The organism is Amycolatopsis sp. TNS106 (assembly GCF_019330265.1).
Classification (GTDB): domain Bacteria; phylum Actinomycetota; class Actinomycetes; order Mycobacteriales; family Pseudonocardiaceae; genus Amycolatopsis; species Amycolatopsis lurida.
The window spans coordinates 4,741,770-4,757,615 of sequence record NZ_CP024972.1; the positions used below are offsets into that span (position 1 = coordinate 4,741,770).

The 15,846-nt window shown below is 68.9% G+C and carries 15 protein-coding genes; 6 read left to right on the forward strand and 9 right to left on the reverse strand.

The annotated features are described in order from the left end of the window. Positions 1 to 76 precede the first annotated feature (76 nt). From CVV72_RS21260 to CVV72_RS21275, 4 genes are all read left to right on the forward strand, one after another. Positions 77 to 1,348, forward strand: a complete 1,272-nt coding sequence (locus CVV72_RS21260) for a cytochrome P450 (protein ID WP_255632196.1) — start codon at positions 77 to 79, stop codon at positions 1,346 to 1,348. A gap of 34 nt (positions 1,349 to 1,382) precedes the next feature. After that, positions 1,383 to 2,429: an alpha/beta hydrolase gene (locus tag CVV72_RS21265; protein ID WP_219145474.1), complete on the forward strand. Its 1,047-nt coding sequence runs from the start codon at positions 1,383 to 1,385 to the stop codon at positions 2,427 to 2,429. Between the two features lie 94 nt (positions 2,430 to 2,523). Beyond that, a complete protein-coding gene (locus CVV72_RS21270; RefSeq protein WP_219145475.1) occupies positions 2,524 to 3,933 on the forward strand; it encodes a M20/M25/M40 family metallo-hydrolase in 1,410 nt (469 codons plus the stop codon). Positions 3,934 to 3,954: 21 nt separating this feature from the next. Then, on the forward strand, positions 3,955 to 4,545 hold the full coding sequence (locus tag CVV72_RS21275; RefSeq protein ID WP_219145476.1) for a hypothetical protein: 591 nt from the start codon (positions 3,955 to 3,957) through the stop codon (positions 4,543 to 4,545). Between the two features lie 9 nt (positions 4,546 to 4,554). Here the strand turns inward: CVV72_RS21275 and CVV72_RS21280 are convergent, their stop codons facing one another. After that, a complete protein-coding gene (locus CVV72_RS21280; RefSeq protein ID WP_219145477.1) occupies positions 4,555 to 5,259 on the reverse strand; it encodes a trans-aconitate 2-methyltransferase in 705 nt (234 codons plus the stop codon). Positions 5,260 to 5,434: 175 nt separating this feature from the next. Here CVV72_RS21280 and CVV72_RS21285 point away from each other — a divergent pair, with 175 nt between their 5' ends. After that, complete coding sequence (locus CVV72_RS21285) at positions 5,435 to 5,689, forward strand: hypothetical protein (protein ID WP_026467456.1); 255 nt, start codon at positions 5,435 to 5,437, stop codon at positions 5,687 to 5,689. A gap of 45 nt (positions 5,690 to 5,734) precedes the next feature. Beyond that, the gene (locus CVV72_RS21290) at positions 5,735 to 6,529 is read left to right on the forward strand and encodes an LmeA family phospholipid-binding protein (protein WP_219145478.1); all 795 of its coding nucleotides are present in this window, start codon (positions 5,735 to 5,737) and stop codon (positions 6,527 to 6,529) included. A gap of 43 nt (positions 6,530 to 6,572) precedes the next feature. Here the strand turns inward: CVV72_RS21290 and CVV72_RS21295 are convergent, their stop codons facing one another. From CVV72_RS21295 to CVV72_RS21330, 8 genes are all read right to left on the reverse strand, one after another. After that, positions 6,573 to 7,670, reverse strand: coding sequence for a peptidase inhibitor family I36 protein (locus CVV72_RS21295; RefSeq protein WP_219145479.1), 1,098 nt, complete (start codon positions 7,668 to 7,670; stop codon positions 6,573 to 6,575). 131 nt (positions 7,671 to 7,801) lie between these two features. Next, positions 7,802 to 8,398 carry a hypothetical protein gene (locus CVV72_RS21300; protein ID WP_219145480.1) on the reverse strand — a complete coding sequence of 199 codons (597 nt, stop codon included), beginning with the start codon at positions 8,396 to 8,398 and terminating at the stop codon, positions 7,802 to 7,804. After that, entirely contained in the window at positions 8,395 to 10,020 is a 1,626-nt protein-coding gene (locus CVV72_RS21305; protein ID WP_219145481.1) for a substrate-binding domain-containing protein, read from the reverse strand. Before CVV72_RS21305 ends, CVV72_RS21300 begins: the two co-directional genes overlap by 4 nt. Beyond that, positions 10,017 to 11,171 (reverse strand): toxic anion resistance protein, encoded by a 1,155-nt coding sequence (locus tag CVV72_RS21310; RefSeq protein WP_219145482.1) that lies wholly within the window; start codon positions 11,169 to 11,171, stop codon positions 10,017 to 10,019. Before CVV72_RS21310 ends, CVV72_RS21305 begins: the two co-directional genes overlap by 4 nt. Beyond that, positions 11,171 to 12,259 (reverse strand): hypothetical protein, encoded by a 1,089-nt coding sequence (locus tag CVV72_RS21315; RefSeq protein WP_219145483.1) that lies wholly within the window; start codon positions 12,257 to 12,259, stop codon positions 11,171 to 11,173. Before CVV72_RS21315 ends, CVV72_RS21310 begins: the two co-directional genes overlap by 1 nt. 139 nt (positions 12,260 to 12,398) lie before the next feature. Next, the gene (locus CVV72_RS21320) at positions 12,399 to 13,820 is read right to left on the reverse strand and encodes an ATP-binding protein (RefSeq protein ID WP_219145484.1); all 1,422 of its coding nucleotides are present in this window, start codon (positions 13,818 to 13,820) and stop codon (positions 12,399 to 12,401) included. Further along, on the reverse strand, positions 13,817 to 15,472 hold the full coding sequence (locus CVV72_RS21325; protein WP_034320127.1) for an FAD-dependent oxidoreductase: 1,656 nt from the start codon (positions 15,470 to 15,472) through the stop codon (positions 13,817 to 13,819). The genes CVV72_RS21320 and CVV72_RS21325 overlap by 4 nt, the downstream gene beginning before the upstream one ends. 4 nt (positions 15,473 to 15,476) lie before the next feature. Further along, entirely contained in the window at positions 15,477 to 15,731 is a 255-nt protein-coding gene (locus CVV72_RS21330; protein WP_219145485.1) for a hypothetical protein, read from the reverse strand. Positions 15,732 to 15,846: the final 115 nt, after the last annotated feature.

Sequence of the window (15,846 nt, forward strand, 5' to 3'; positions counted from 1 at the left end):
CCGCGTCGGCGATGGAGTGCGGATGCCCGTACCGGTTGCACCCGGTCGATGGCCGTTGATCGGACACACTCCGGCGATGCTGCGGCGTCGCTTCGAATTCACGTCGTCGTTGTACGCGCACGGAGACGTGGTGCGGGTCCATCTCGGCCCGATGGAAACGTATTTCCTGACGAGTCCGGAATTGACGCACCAGGTACTGGTCACCGACGGGGGCAAATTCCGCAAGGGCGCGATGTTCGAGAAGTTCCGCCCGTTCGTCGGCAACGGACTCGCTCTCTCCGATGGTGTTCACCACCTGCGGCAGCGCCGGTTGATGCAACCCGCTTTCCACCACGCCGCCATCGCGAGATACGCCGGGATCATGGCCGGAGCGGCCGCCGAACTGGTCAGGCCGTGGAAGCCGGACGAGGTCCGCGAGGTGGACCACGACATGCAGGCGCTCGCGGTCGCCACCGTCGGCGAGGCGCTGTTCTCCACCGAACTGGGCAAGGCCGCGATCGAGGAGGCCCGCAGGTCGATCCCGGTCATCCTCAAATACGGCATGATCCGCGTGCTCTCGCCCGCGTTCGTGGAGAAGCTCCCCCTTCCGGCCAACCGGCGGTTCGACGGGGTCGTCGACCGCATGCGCGCGATCGTGGAGGAGCTCATCGACAGGCGGCGCGCCGAGCAGGCCGATCGGAGCGACCTGCTGTCCACGCTCCTGCTCGCCAGGGACGCCGACACCGGCGAGGGGATGACCGACGAGCAGGTGCGTGACGAGGTCATCACCCTGCTCACCGCGGGAATCGAGACCAGCGCACTGGCGCTGTCCTGGCTCTTCCACGAAATCGCCCGGCACCCCGAGGTCGAGCGGAAGCTCCACGACGAGATCGACGACGTGCTCGGCGGGCGGCAGGCCGTCGCCGAGGACGTGCCACGGCTGGTCTACACACGGCAGGTCGTCGACGAGGTCCTGCGGATGTATCCCCTGTGGATTCTCATGCGCCGGGTCACCACGGAAGTCGAACTCGGCACCGTGCGCCTGTCACCGGGTACCGAGGTGATCATCAGCCCGCACGCCATGCACTTCGATCCGAGGTTCCACGACCACCCAGGCCGTTTCGATCCGGACCGCTGGGCGGGCGGGCGAGCCAAGGAGCTGCCCCGCGGGGCCTACCTCCCGTTCGGTGCGGGTGCGCACCAATGCATCGGGAATTCCTTCGCCCTGACCGAAATCGCGATAGCCGTGGCCACGATCGCCGCGAAATGGCGGCTGGTTCCCGTACCGGGCAAGCCGGTCCGGGTGAAGCACACGACCACCGCGTACCCGAGCCGGCTGCCGATGACAGTCGTCCCGCGTTTCCGATGACCGTCGAAAGAACTATTCCCGTGGAGGTTTTTTCATGCGTCGTGGCAGCGTGAAGCGCCGCCGGGCAGGCGCGGTGACGTCCGCCATCCTGCTGGCCGTGTCACTGCTGATGCCCGCGCAGGCTCAGGCCGATGCGGCGTCCTGCCGGTCCGTGACCATCCCGGTGCGGCTGGCCGGGCTGCTTCCCCAGACCGTGCACGGCAGGCTGTGCGAACCACCGCGAGGCGCGCGGACCGTCCAGGTGCTGGTCCCGGGCGCCACCTACAACAACGTGTACTGGGACCCCGCGATCACCCCGGAAACCCGTTCGTTCCGCGTCGCGATGAACAAGGCAGGCCACGCCACCCTTGCCATCGACCGGCTCGGCACCGGTGCCGGCTCCAAACCGCCCAGCGCGCTGCTGACCGCGTTCACCGGAGCCGACGTGGTGCACCAAGTGGTCCAGACCATCAGGCGAGGCGACCTCGGCTCGCGGTTCGACAAGGTGATTCTCGGTGGACATTCGCTCGGCTCGGCCATCGCCGTGCTCGAAGCGGGCACCTACCACGACGTGGACGGCGTGCTGATCACCGGGCTGGCACACCGCATCAATCCTCCCGGCGCGCTGACCGTCTTGGGCTCGTTCATCCCCGTCGCGGTGGACCCGGTGTTTTCGGGGCTGGGACTCGACCCCACCTACCTGACCACCCAGCCAGGCGCCCGGTACGCGGCCTTCCACGCACCCGGGCCCGCCGACCCCGAGATGATCGCCTACGACGAGGCCACGAAGGACGTCGTCGCCCCCGGCGAACTGCTCGACGGCGCCGCCCTCGCCACCGTGCTCCCGTACAGCTTGAAGATCACCGTGCCGGTGCTGGTCGTGCTCGGAGACGGGGACAGCGGCCTCTGTGGCCCGCTCGCGACCGACTGCACTTCCTCGGCCGGGCTGCTCCGGTCCGAGACACCGTACTACTCCGCGGCGGCGAAACTGCGAACCTACGTACTGCCCGGCTACGGCCATTCGATCAACTACGCCCCCAACGCGCCCGACTACCACCAAGCCGTCACACAGTGGGCCGACACCATGGGGCTGTCCCGGTGATCACGTGCCCGGTCCAGGGATCACGGGCCTCCGCTCACCACGCTCCTCCTTTCGCGGGTAGACGCCCGACCACAAGGCGCGTAGGAACGAGAGAATGGCTGAGGAAAGGTCCAGACGAGTTTTCCTGTCCACCTCGGCGGCGCTCTCGGCGGCCGCCCTGTCCTCCACCACCCTCACCGGTGTCCCGGCCGACGCCGAAGAACAAGGCGGCCGGCTCTCCCCGCAACGACCCGACGCCGAGCTCCGGGCGATCCTGCGGGAGATCGACGAACAGCGCATCGAGGCCACCGTAAGGAGGCTCGCCGCCTTCGGGACACGGCACACGTTGTCCTCGCAGACCGATCCCGTCCGCGGAATCGGCGCCGCCCGCGACTGGATCTTCGCGGAGATGAAGAAATCCGCGCAGCGGTCGGGCGGCCGGATGACGGTCGAATCGCAGTCGTACCTGCAGCAGCCCGCTCCACCCCGGATCCCGGTCGCCACCACGATCACCAACGTCGTCGCCACCTTGCGCGGTTCCACCACCCCGGAGCGGGTCTACGTCGTTTCCGGCCACTACGACTCGCGGTGTTCGGATCCGCTCGACGCGACGAAGGACGCTCCGGGCGCCGACGACGACGCTTCCGGAGTCGCCGTCGCGATGGAACTCGCCCGGGTGCTCGCCACTCGCCGCCCGGCGGCGACCATCGTGTTCGCGGCGGTCGCGGGCGAGGAGCAAGGTCTGTTCGGCGCACGGCACATGGCCACGCTGTACAAGGCGGCGGGCACGAACGTACAGGCGATGTTCACCAACGACATCGTCGGTTCGAGCCGGGCGGACGACGGGACACGGGATCCGCACACGATCCGGTTGTTCGCCGAGGGCGTGCCCACGTCGGAAACCCCGGCGCAGGCGGATATCCGGCGCGCGGTCGGCGGCGAGAACGATTCGCCGTCCCGCCAGCTGGCCCGGTTCGTCCGATCGGTCGCGGAGAACGACGCGACCGGCATGACGGTCCGGGTGATCCACCGCCGCGACCGCTACCTCCGGGGTGGCGACCACATCCCGTTCCTCGAACAGGGCTATCCGGCCGCGCGGTTCACCGAGCCGCACGAGGACTACGCGCACCAGCACCAGGACGTCCGGGTGGAGAACGGCAAGCGGTACGGCGATCTGCCCGAATTCTGCGACTTCCCGTTCATCGCCAGGGTCGCGCGGGTGAACGCCGCCACGGTCTGGTCGCTGGCGACCGCGCCCGGCACCCCGGAGGACGTCCGGATCCGGACGAACCGGCTGACGAACGACACGGATCTGGTGTGGCGGCGCGGGACGGACCCGGATCTCGACGGCTACGAGGTCGTCTGGCGGGAGACGACGGCGGCCGACTGGACGCAGGTGACCAGGGTCGGCGACACGACCGAGGCTAAAGTGGATCTGTCGAAGGACAATGTGTTCTTCGGTGTGCGCGCGGTCGGGAAGAACGGCCGCCGCGGTCCGGTCGCGTTCCCGACGCCGTTGAGTTGAGGTCACCGAGCTGATGCCACGATGACAGTCACCCCCGGCGACCTCGACGCGGCGATCAGGAGCGTGACGGACAGCCTGCGCGAGGCGTCGGGCCGGGACTGGACGGCGGCACCGGGCACCGGCGAACTGAACGCCTGGCGCACCGCCGAGCATCTCGGCGACTGCCTCATTTCGTACGCGGGCCTGCTGATCGCGCGGCCGTCGACACCCCGTTTCGTCTGCTTCGAAGCCGTCGCCGACCAGGCCGCGACTCCCTCGGAGCTGCTGGAATTCGTCACGGTCGGCGGCGGCATCCTGTGCGCGACGCTCCGCACGGCGGCCCCGGACGTCCGCGCGTACCACCCGAGCGGCCGCGCCGACCTCGAAGGTTTCGCCGGAATGGGCTGTGTCGAGGTGCTGGTCCACGGCGAGGACATGGCCAGGGGCCTCGACGTCACCCTCGACCCGCCACGCGACGTCTGCGCGCGAGTGCTCGCGCGGATGTTCCCGGAAGCCGACACCACCGGCGTCGATCCTTGGCGGGCGTTGCTGTGGGCGACGGACCGGACGGAGTTACCGGGCCGTTCGTCGCGAGCCGGCTGGCAATGGCGAGGCGCACCGCTCGGCGAGTGACCGAACGCCTCAGCGGCGCCGGAAAGCCACCACGGCGGCCTGGATACCGTCCCGCCAGGCCACAACGGGCTCCTCACCAAGGCCCGTCCCCAAGGCGCGCAGGTGCCACTCGGCCGGAGGATGCCATTCGGCCGACGGCGCATCACCGAACAGCCGGGCGCGTTCCACCACCGCGGGGCCGAGCACCGGATCCGCCGCGACCCCCGCCCACCAAGCACTCCAGGGATCTTCGCCGTCGTCGCTCGTGGTCGCCACGGCCGCCGCGTCCGGCATGTCGTCCACGTTGATCACGAACCCGCCCGGTCGCACGAGCCCGGCGAGCTCGGCGTACAACTCGGTCAGCCGGCCGGGCGACAGGTAGTGCAACGCCATGACCGCCAGAACGGCGTCGTAACCGTCATACGGCAGTCGCGTGACCCACGCCGGGTCACGCAGATCGGCCCGGACCACCTCGACCGAGGACGGCAGGGACGCACCGGCGATCGTCAGCATCACCGGATCCAGATCGACCAACGTGAGCTCCGCCCCGGGAAGGCGTTCGAGCAGCCGGGAACAGAGCGTGCCCGTGCCACCACCCACGTCCAGCACGCGCGGCGCCGCGCCTTCGGAGCGCGCCGCGATCAGGTCGATCATCCGCGCGATCGCCCGCTCACGTCCTGGCTGGTACTTCGCCATGAGGCGCTCCCAGCCGTCGTTCCAATCCCCAGGAGTCATAACGAGAATGATAATCGATATCAGAAGAAGCGCGCAGCGTCACCGGCCGCCTCCGGGCAGTGGGCGAGGTACGGCCGATCGGCGCAACTTGGCCGCTGAAGCGTTTGCCACGACGGAGCCGGGGAACTTATCCGGTATGTCCAGATGGCGAACCACCAGCAGGAGCAACACCGCCGTGCGGGTCATCACCGGCATCGGCGCGGTGTTCGCTTTCATCGAGTTGCTGTACATGGTGATGGTGCTCGCGGGAGCCAACGCGGGCAACGGTTTCTTCATCTTCATCCAGGCACTGGCCAAACCGCTGGCGTTGTTCTGGCCGGGACTCTTCCCGGTGAGTGACCCGAATCTCGCGGTCATCCTCGACTACGGCCTGGCCGCCGCGTTCTGGGTGATCCTGGCGGGTGTGATCGCCCGTTTCGCGGCCCGCTGACCCCCTGCGGCGGCGATCGGCGTCCCGTTCGGCGACACTGGACGGATGAGCGACGGCAGATGGTTCGACCTGAACCCGCTTCCCGAGCTGTTCGGCCTGGCCGCCGCCGGGCGGGCGCTGCTGCCCAGCGTGCCCGTGACCCCGGCCGCGATCCTGAAGACCGTCACCGAACAGCTGGTCGGGCGGCGGCTGACGGCCAAGGTGGACGGGCACGACGTCGGACTCACCCTGACCGGGCTCGACTACGAGACCGACAGCCTCAGCCTGGCCGCGACCGGCAAGGTCGGCGACGTCCGCATCGTCGTCGAAGACGTCGACTGGCCGGAAACGCCGCTCGAACGCATCACCGTGCTGGCGTCGAACGTCCGTCTCCGCTCGCTCCCGTCCCCGGCCGCCATCCCCGAGCAGGTGAAGATGGCGATCCGGGTGTCACCGGAAGTCCTCCAAGCGCGCGTGGCGGAGGCCCGGCCGGGCATCATCGTGGCCCCCGGCGAGGACGGCCATTTCCACATCCGCTGGGAAAAGCGGCCCCGCTGGGGACATCTCGCCCTGGAGTCCACTGTGGAGGACGATGCCATCGTCCTCCGGCCGATGTCCGTCCACATCGGACGCCGGCGGTTCGGCCCGCCGTCCCGTCTCAAGCCGATCGTCCTGCCGCTGCCGGAACTCCCGCGAGGGGTCCGGCTCGTCGCGGTCGAGGCGCACGACGGTCACCTGGTCCTGCACGCACTGGCGGAGGAATGGCCGGAGAAACTGTCCACCATCCCGCTCGGCGATCTGCTGAGCTGGGTGACGACGGCGGTGGCCACCCTGACCCTGCCGCGACTCGGCGGCCGCTGATCCCTCGCGGCCGCCGAGCCGTACCACTTGACTAGGACACCGCCTAGCTGTGCAGCGGTCCCTGCGCGAGGCGCACCGGAGGCGCGGCAGGCTTCGCGGCGGCGCTTTCCGCCTCCGGGACGGCGGCTGACCGCACGAGCCCGGCCGACTTCCCGCACACCCTCTTCTTCTCGTCCGAAGTCATCTTCTTGCCGACGGTCCGGGTCTGGCCCACGACACCCGGGGCCGGGCCCTCACCGCTGAAGTTCCACACGTACCACTGGTGATGGCCCCACCTGCGCTTGTCGTACCACATGTCGTACGAACCGCTGGCCACCTTCATCACCGGTGAGCGGTCCAGTCCCGCCCAGTAGCCGGGGTTGACCTCGATCCGGGTTTCGACGCTCTCGCTGGTCTCCCAGCCCCATTCCTGGCCCCACGTGCGCTTGTACGCGACCGACCAGTCGACGAGGAACTTGAAGCCCGCGCTCACGCTGACCTCGTTCGACACCGTGTTCTTCCCGCTGCGGGTGTCCCGTTTGCCGATCACCTGGGTGATCTTGTTGGCGCTGCAGTTGAAGACCGTGTCGACCCGGCCCCAGTTGCCGTAGAAGTCCTGGCCGCGCTGGTCGACGTGGGCGTTGCAGGTCTTGGTCGCGTGGCCGCAGTCCTTGAGCAGCTCGGCACGGGACGGTCCGCGCGAATACACCACGGAGCTGCCCTTGTCGTTCATGTTCGACCCGTAGTTGCCGCTGTCGTTGGCATACCACTCCTGGCTGCCGCCCTGGTATTCGGCGTGCTCGTACATCGTGATGTAGCAGTTGCCGAAGGTCTGGAACGAGGAGACCTTGTCGTTCCAGTCACCGAGGAAGCCGAGGACCTGGTTGGTTCCTTCGACGCACGGCGACCCGGTGATCGTGAGGCTCGCGCCGCCGAAGTTCCCGTGTTCGTACAGCACGCTGATCACCGTCGCGGAGGCGCCGACCTCGCCTGCCGACGCCGCGGCGCGGGATTCACCGACGCTGTCGAAGCACCGGATCACTCCGGTCGTCGTGTCGGCCACGCAGTGCTCGCCGCGTTCCTCGGCGTTCGCCGGGGTACCGCCGGCGAGGCACACGACCACCGCGGCCAGTGCGGCCGCCCACTGTCTGTACTTGTGCACGTCTGAACTCCCTGGGGAAGACGGAAACCGACCACGTCCGGATCGGCCTCACGAGTGCACTACGGGAAGCCCGCCTTGCCCATGCAGAACGACCGGCAGACCTGATTGCGCTTGCCGGTGACCGGGACTCCTCAACCGGATTCGCCGCGCTCGCGCAGATATCGCGTGTGGTCGGCCTGCTGATGGACGTCACCCGCGTAGAACCGCTCCGCGATGCGATGCGCTTCGGTCTCCAGCAGCTCCAGCTGTGTGAGGAGTTCGTCGGACGCGCTCGGCTCGCCACTGGCCCGGCGTTTGGCGGCGAACCACCAGGGCAGATTCAGGTAGGTCTCCACCGAAAGCGGCAGATCGGTGCGCGCCAGCCGCGTGACGGCGTGCTGGACGTCCGGGTTGGCCGCCCACCGCTCCGGCCGCGAAAGCAGATCGTCGAGCACTTCCGCGATCCTCCGCACAGCGTCCACAGAGGACTCCGGCATGCGCTGTGCCCGCGCGGTCACCTTGCCCACCAACGAGTCGAGCTCCGCGCGCAGCTGCCCGGCCTCGGCGAGGGCGTCCACCGAGACGAGCCGGACCCGTTCGGGCGGCGCGAGGAGGGCGAACACCGCGTACAGCCCCGCGACGACGAGCGGCCACAATCCGCCGACGACGCCGGTCAGATACAGCGCGAGCCCGATCAGCCCGCCGACACAGCCGGCGAGATTCTTCGTGGAGCCGAGGTACCGGATCACTGGTACCCGCGGATTTCCTGAAACACCTTGGGCAGCACGTCGCCCCGGGCGTCGAACACGTTGCCCCCGGTGCGTTTCGCGACCTCGCCGAGTTCGGCGGAGTCACCCTCGCCGAAGATCACGGTGAACACCGGGATCTGGCGCACGGCCTCCGGCAGCGACGGGAACCTCAGCTGGAAATCCGAGAACTTGGCGCCGTTCGCGTTCTGCCCGTCGGTCATCAGCACGATCGAGGTGAACCGATCGGGGTCGCGCGCGACCAGAGGCCCCATGATGTCGTACGCGCGGTGCAGGCTGTCGTAGATCGCCGTACCGCCGTTCGCGTCGAGACCCTCGGCGAAGCGTTTGATCTTGTCCAGCGCGGGTTGTGGATCGCCTTCCGGGACGATGAACGTCTCCGGAGTGCCGGGCACGGTGTCGAACGGCAGCATCGTGATCTCTTCACGGCTGCGGAACCGGCGATACCGGCCGGTCAGGGAACCGTCGGCACCGGTCAGGCCGATCAGCGCGGCGCGCAGCGACTCGATCCGGTCGCCCGCCATCGAACCGGAGGTGTCAAGCACGTACAGCGTCCGCGAGGGCCGCCGGATCTTGTCGAAGTAGGCGCCCAGCAACGCGTCGACCGCCTGCTGCGTCGCCGGGAACGGCAGCTCGACGAGATCCTTCTGGGCGAACCGCTGTCCCAGCTGGACACCCGGCACGACGGGACGGCGTTGCGTGGTCTCCATGATCTTGCGCTGGGTGTCCGGCGTGCGCAGCCGTTCGGCCAGCTTGCGGTGCGCGTCCCGCGCGTCGGAATTCGCGCTCTGCACCAAGGTCAGCGGGTAGTCCGCGGTGACGACGCCGTCGGACGGGTACACCAGCGTCAGCGGCTCGGGGAGCTTGCCGCTCGCGTTCATCGACAGCAGGACGGACTCGTAGTTGATCAGGCCGTCGACCTTCTTGCCGGGATCCTGGCCGGTCGCCCGTCGTTGGTAGGCCTCGGAAAGCCAGCCGGACGAGCCCGCCGACATCGCCTGCGCACTGAAGAATTCGGTCAGTTTCGGGGTGACGGAAGCGATCTGCTGCGCGTCGACCGCGTTACCCGCCCCCGCGAGCGCCGACGCCACCCCGACCAGCGCCGAGAAACCGGAGTTCGACGCCGACGGATCGGTCATGCCGTAGGTGAAGGCCTTCTTCCCTGCCTGCTCGGCGATCTCACCCCAGCCCACCGGCCGTCCGGTCCAGCCGAGCCGCTGCGCCGACGACGCGGACAGGCCGAGCACCACCGGCGAACTCATGATCTTCACCTGCTCGCCCAGCCGTTTCGCGGCCTCCGGAACCGCCGCCGGATAGCGGTTCGACGAGAACCAGACGGCGTCGTACTGGCCGTCCACCTTGCCGTTCGCGAGCGACTCGGTGCCTTCCAGCGTTCCGGTGAACCGGAACTTGACCTTGACCCCGGTCGCGGCCGCCTCCTGTTCCAGCAGCGGCTGCAGATCGGCCAGTTCGCTGCCCGCGAGCACCCGCAACGTACCCGGCTCGGCCTCCCCCAGGTTCTGCGTCCCGCCCTCGCTCGAATCGCAGGAAACCAGTGACAGCGCGCAAACCGCGCTGACCGCCAAGACCGCCCAGCGTTTCACGTTGCCCCCTCGGCCGTCGCCGTCTCGTGCGAGCGGCGCAGATGGTCTTCGGCCCGCCGGATCTCCCCCGACAGCGCCTCCACGGTCGCCGCCATCGTCGAGACGGCCCCCGCCTTGAACTCGTCGATCGCGTCGATGCTCCGGTAGATCCGCTCGAACGACTCACGGATCGTCTCCACCGCGACCGCGGGATCACTGCCCGCGCGCTGGATCTCGGCGCTGCGCAGTTCCAGCATTTCCGCGTTCGCCCTGATCAGCCCGTCGGTGGTGGCCTGCACCGCACGGACCTCGTCGAGGACGTCCCGCTGACCGGCGAGCGCCGCACTCACCAGCAGGGCGACCCGCAGCGCCGCGACGGTGGTCGACACCGCCCGTTCGATTCCGCGGATCAGCTCGTCGTTGTTGCGCCGCACCAGATCCAGCGCCAGATAACCCTGCGCGCTCACCGCGAGCTGGGTCAGCAGGTCCTGATGCCGCTGCCGGATCGGATGCACCGCGTCGGCCCGCAGCGACTTGGCTCGCGTGGGATCGGTGAAGTCGAAGATCCCGGCCTGGCGCTCGACGGCCGCGTCGACGGCTTCGGCGAACGCGGCCGCTTCCGACAGCTTGCCGAGCGTGGCCCACAACCGTTCCCGCTCACCCTTGAGCGCGGCGTTGTCCCGGCGCAGGACGTCCTGCCGCGCACGCAGGTCCAGTACCAGCGCGTTCACCGGCTCGTTGGCCGCGCGGTAGCGGTCCAGCGCCTTCTTCGCGCTGCCCGCGACCGGGATCAGCCCCATCAGCTTGCGGCCGGTGATCGGCAGTTTCGCCGGGTCGATCTCCGCCACGGTCCGCCGGAGCCCGGCCAGGCTCACCGCCGCCTGCTGGTGCGGTGAGCCGATTTCCGCCAGCGCCCGCGTCGAGCGGTCCAGGAGCGCGCCCGCGACGGTCGCCGCCGCCCGCATGTCGGACTCGCCGACCGCGAGCAGTTCGTCCAGCACCCGGGTGAACTCCGGTGATCGGACGTCGAGCGCTTCGAGGCGCCGGGCGAAACCCTCGGCGCGCTTCGCGACCTCGGCGTGGACCTCCGGTGCCAGCGTGACCAGGCCCGCGGCCCGCTCGGCCGGGATCGCCTCCACCGGTTCGGGTGGAGTGAGCGTGAAATCGTCCATCAGTACTGCTTCTTCACGGCGTCGAGCAGCCGCTCCAGCGTTTCGAACGACGGCGGTTCGACGGCGTCCACCAGATCCGCGGGTACCGGCGCCTTGGCCGCGGCGACGACGTCGGCGAACAAGCGTGGGTCCCCGGTGCGGAACCCGAAGGTGGCGGCGAGTTTCCCCAGTTCCGGGTCGGTCGCCAGCAACCTGCCCACCTGGTCGCCGTTCGGCTTCAGCGGGACCAGCGTGTGCTTGGAGTACACCGTCGGCGCCGTGTAGAGCAGGCGCATGTCCGGCCGGATCGAACCGTCGGCGCGGACCAGCCTGTCGACGAACTGCGACTCGTAGATCAGCGCCATCGGCGTCTTGCCCATGCCCGCGGCGAGGTAGTCCTCGAACGGGCCTTCGGTGCTGTTCTGCGTATAGCCCTGGTCGATGAACAGCTTCGACACCGCGGGCAGCACCTTCGACTCGGCCTCCGGCGTGCTGACCACGTTGTTCCCGTTGGCGACGAAGGAGACGATCGACAGGTACATCGCCGCCGAGTTCGATTCACGTGGGTCCGTGGTGGTGAGCAGCACGTTCTTGCGGGCCGGGAAGGCGGTGTTGCCGGGAAGCTGGTCCCAGCGCGTGCTCTTCTGCGCCAGTTCGAGGTACTTCGCGATGTCGAGCACCTGGTAGTCCCCGGCGCCCTTGCGCACGGTCCCGTCGGCGCTCAAGAGGTTCACGATCGGCTCGAAGGTGGCGACCGCCATCGGCGACTGGAACGGCGTGTGCACCCCGGTCACCTTGTGGTCGCGCTGGATCCGCTGCGCGGCCGGCGACGAGGACGGGAACGCGAACTCGTATTTCCCGAGGTCCATGCTCGCGATCTGCCGCGAACCGGCGGTGTCGACCTCGACCTTCACCCCGTGCCTGGCGAACGCGTCCACCACCCGCTTGTCGGAGAAGAAGGCCAGCTTCTCCGAGCCGATGACGCCGCGCACCGTGGTGAGATCCGCCCCTTGGGCGGTGTTCTCGTCATCACCGCGCCCCCAGACGATCACGGCGACCACGGCCAGCAGCAGCACCACCGCCAGGCCGATCGACAGACGGCGTTTCACCGGCCCACCCCCTCGTTCACCTGCTCGATCCTTCAGCCCGTTCGACTCTTTTGACGCGCGAGTGAGCCATTTCGAAGTGAACGATCGATGAACGAAAGAAGTCGTCAGTTCCTGGCGAACCGTTGGGATAGAAGGAAAATCAGATCACGGACTGCTCCGAGACCGGCAGGCACACGGTGAACCGCGTATCGCCGGGCTCCGAGTCGACCCGCAGATCGCCCTGATGCCGTTCGACGACGATGCGCCAGGAGATGTCCAGTCCGAGCCCGGTCCCCTGTCCCACCGGCTTCGTGGTGAAGAACGGCTCGAAGATCCGCTGACGCACCTCCGTCGGGATCCCGGGCCCGGTGTCGCCGATCTCGACGTGCACGTGATCGTCCACTCTGGACGTCCGCAGGCTCAGCGTGCCGTCGGATCCCATGGCGCCGAGCGCGTTGTCGATGATGTTCGTCCACACCTGGTTCAGCTCGCCCGCGTACGCCGGGATCCTCGGTACCGCGTGGTCGTACTCCTTCACGACCCGGATTCCCGGCCCGATCTTCCCGGCGAGCATGACGAGGGTCGAGTCGAGTCCTTCGTGGACGTCGATCCACTGGTGCGGGGCACGGTCCATCTGGGAGTACTGCTTGGCCTTGCCGACCAGCACCGAGATCCGGGTCGTCGAATCCTCGATCTCCCCCATCAGCATCTCGGTCTCGAGCGCGTACGCCAGCCAGCGGACGGCGCCGTCGAGGAAGGTCTCGCCCACCGAGTCCAGCAGACGGTCGAGATCGGGCACGGTCAGGCCCGCGCGGACGTAGATGTCGGCGAGGTCCCAGCCCTGGTCGATCCCGTGACCGTCGAACCAGTCGCCGATCTCGTCCTCGCGGTCGGCCTGCTGCATCGCGGTCAGCTTCGGGGCCGAGGCGACCTGCTTGACCAGCTGTTCCTGAATGTCCAGCAACTGCTCCAGCAGTGTCGGGTCGACGTTCTTCTTCGCCAGCATCGCGAGCTTGTGCCGCATCCCGGCGACACGCTCCCGCAGCGCCGCCGTCGCGCGGACGGCCGCCGCGGCCGGGTTGTTGAGTTCGTGGGTCAACCCGGCGGAAAGCTCGCCGAGCGCCAGCAGCCGCCGCCGGGAACCGATCACGGTGTCGCTGTTGCGCCAGCCGAGGTACATGCCCTCCAGCAGATGCGTCGCCATCGGGAACCAGCGGCGGAACTCGGTGGCGAACTCCGCCGCGGGCAGGGTCAGGAAGGTGAGGTCGCTGACCGCGTGCACCGAAGCGCCGTAGGTGTGTTCGGTCTCCTGGTGCACGAAGAACTGCGTCGCACCGCAGTAGGCGCCGCGCTGATCGGATCGGATCGTCTCGACCTCGGTGCCGCCGACGAGCCGCGTCATCCGCAGCGCGCCCGAAAGCAGGAGATAGAAGCAGGTGGCCGGTTCGCCCTCGCGCATGACCGTGGTGCCGCCGGTGTAGTGCTCCAGCACGGCGTGCTCGTCGATCCAGTCGAGCTGTTCCTCGCTGAGGTGCTCGAAGAGGAAGAGCCCGCGCAGTTCCTCCCTGGGTAGAACGCTCACTGCTCCTCCAGATATCGGTGGACCAAGGTGACCGCCATGGCGCCTTCGCCGACGGCCGACGCGACACGTTTCACCGACGCCGCACGGACGTCACCGGCCACGAACACGCCCGGAATGGACGACTCCAGGTAGTGCGGGTCGCGATCCAGCGGCCAGCCCGGCGGCGGACCGCCGTCGGTGAGCAAATCGGGGCCGGTCCGCACGAAACCGTGGTCGTCACGCTGGATCTCCGTGCCGAGCCAGTCGGTGCGCGGGGCGGCGCCGATGAAGATGAAGAGGTGACCGGTGGGCACGGTCTCGGTGGCGCCGCCGTTCTCGCACAGGGTCAGCCGTTCGAGGTGATCGTCACCGTGCGCCTCGACCACCGTGGTGCGGGTGCGGACGTGGATGTTCGGTATCCCGGCGATCTGCTCGATCAGGTAGTGCGACATCGACGCTTCCAGCGACTGGCCGCGGACGAGGATGGTGACGTCCGCGGCGTGCTTGGAGAAGAACACCGCCGCCTGGCCCGCCGAGTTCGCACCGCCGACGATGTAGACGTGCTCGCCCTTGCACTCGGGCGCTTCGGTCGCGGCCGAGCCGTAGTACACGCCTCGGCCCGCGAGTTCGGCGACGCCTGGAGCCTCCAGCGCCCGGTAGGTGACGCCGCTGGCCAGCACCACCGAATGGGCGGCGATCTCGGTCCCGTCGCCGAACATGACCACCCGCGCGGAGCCGCGTGCCTCCAGGCCCACGACGTCGCGGGCGGTGAGCACCTCGGCGCCGAACTTCAGCGCCTGCCGCCGCGCGCGGTCCGTGAGCTGCGCGCCGGAAACACCATCCGGGAAGCCGAGGTAGTTCTCGATGCGGGAGCTGGTGCCCGCCTGTCCGCCGGTCGCCTTGCGCTCGACGATGACGGTGCGCAGGCCCTCCGACGCGCCGTACACGGCCGCCCCGAGCCCGGCGGGCCCGCCGCCGATCACGATCAGGTCGTAGAACTCCTGCGCCGGGCGCGTGGACAGGCCGACGGCGTCGGCGAGCTCGGGCCCCGACGGCTGGCGCAGCACCGTGCCGTCCGGGGTGACCAGCACCGGGATGTCCTGCGGCGCCGCGTCCGCCGCCTCGAGGATCCGGCGGCCCTCGTCGTCGTCGACGGAGTACCAGCGGTACGGCACGGCGTTGCGCGCCAAGAAGTCGCGCAGGTGGAACGACGGCGACGAGTACCGGTGGCCGATGAGCTTGATCTCGTCGACCGGCCGCTCCCCCACCGCGCGCCAGGTCTCCACGAGCGCGTCGACGACCGGGTAGAGCTTCTCCTCCGGCGGGTCCCACGGCTTGAGGAGATAGTGGTCGACGTCGACGACGTTGATCGCCTGGATCGCGGCGTCGGTGTCGGCGTAGGCGGTCAGCAACGCGCGACGGGCGTTCGGGAACAGGTCCATCGCCTTCTCGAGGAAGACGATGCCGTCCATCTGCGGCATCCGGTAGTCGGCGAGGATCGCGGCCACGGCGTCGCCGCGCAGCTTGATCTCGCGCAGCGCCTCGAGGGCGTCGGCTCCGGAATCGGCCCGGATGATCCGGTAGTCCTTTCCGTACCGTCTGCGCAGGTCGCGGGCGACCGAACGGGACACGGCGGGATCGTCGTCGACGGTCAACAGGATCGGCTGGCTCACCGGGTCAGCCTATTACGTCGGAGTCGTGCTGACCGAAGCCGAAGAAGTGATCCACGCCCGTGCCGCCGTCGCGGGCGAGGCGGCTGCCCTTCCACACGGCGCCGGTCTCGTGCCCGCCGGCGTCCGTCCCATCGCGACTCTTCCGATCGCCGGGCACACGCCGCCGGATGCCGACGTCGACGACTCGCCCGACCTCGAAGCGTTTCTCCGTGTCCTGCTCGACGGGTACGAAAGCGACGATGTCGTGACGGCCGAACACGCCGATCCGCGCATCAGGTGGTCGCTGCTGATCACTGAGGACGCACGGTCCCGACGTCGTGCGCGGCTGCCCGCGAAGGCCGCCGCTTCGCCGTCGCGACCGCGGTGGAAGGTTC

Bases quoted from the DNA above. Each gene is read 5' to 3' on its own strand.
- CVV72_RS21260 (WP_255632196.1), top strand. From the start codon at position 77: ATGCTGCGGCGTCGCTTCGAATTCACGTCGTCGTTGTACGCGCACGGA.
- CVV72_RS21265 (WP_219145474.1), top strand. From the start codon at position 1,383: ATGCGTCGTGGCAGCGTGAAGCGCCGCCGGGCAGGCGCGGTGACGTCC.
- CVV72_RS21270 (WP_219145475.1), top strand. From the start codon at position 2,524: ATGGCTGAGGAAAGGTCCAGACGAGTTTTCCTGTCCACCTCGGCGGCG.
- CVV72_RS21275 (WP_219145476.1), top strand. From the start codon at position 3,955: ATGACAGTCACCCCCGGCGACCTCGACGCGGCGATCAGGAGCGTGACG.
- CVV72_RS21280 (WP_219145477.1), bottom strand. From the start codon at position 5,259: ATGACTCCTGGGGATTGGAACGACGGCTGGGAGCGCCTCATGGCGAAG.
- CVV72_RS21290 (WP_219145478.1), top strand. From the start codon at position 5,735: ATGAGCGACGGCAGATGGTTCGACCTGAACCCGCTTCCCGAGCTGTTC.
- CVV72_RS21310 (WP_219145482.1), bottom strand. From the start codon at position 11,171: ATGGACGATTTCACGCTCACTCCACCCGAACCGGTGGAGGCGATCCCG.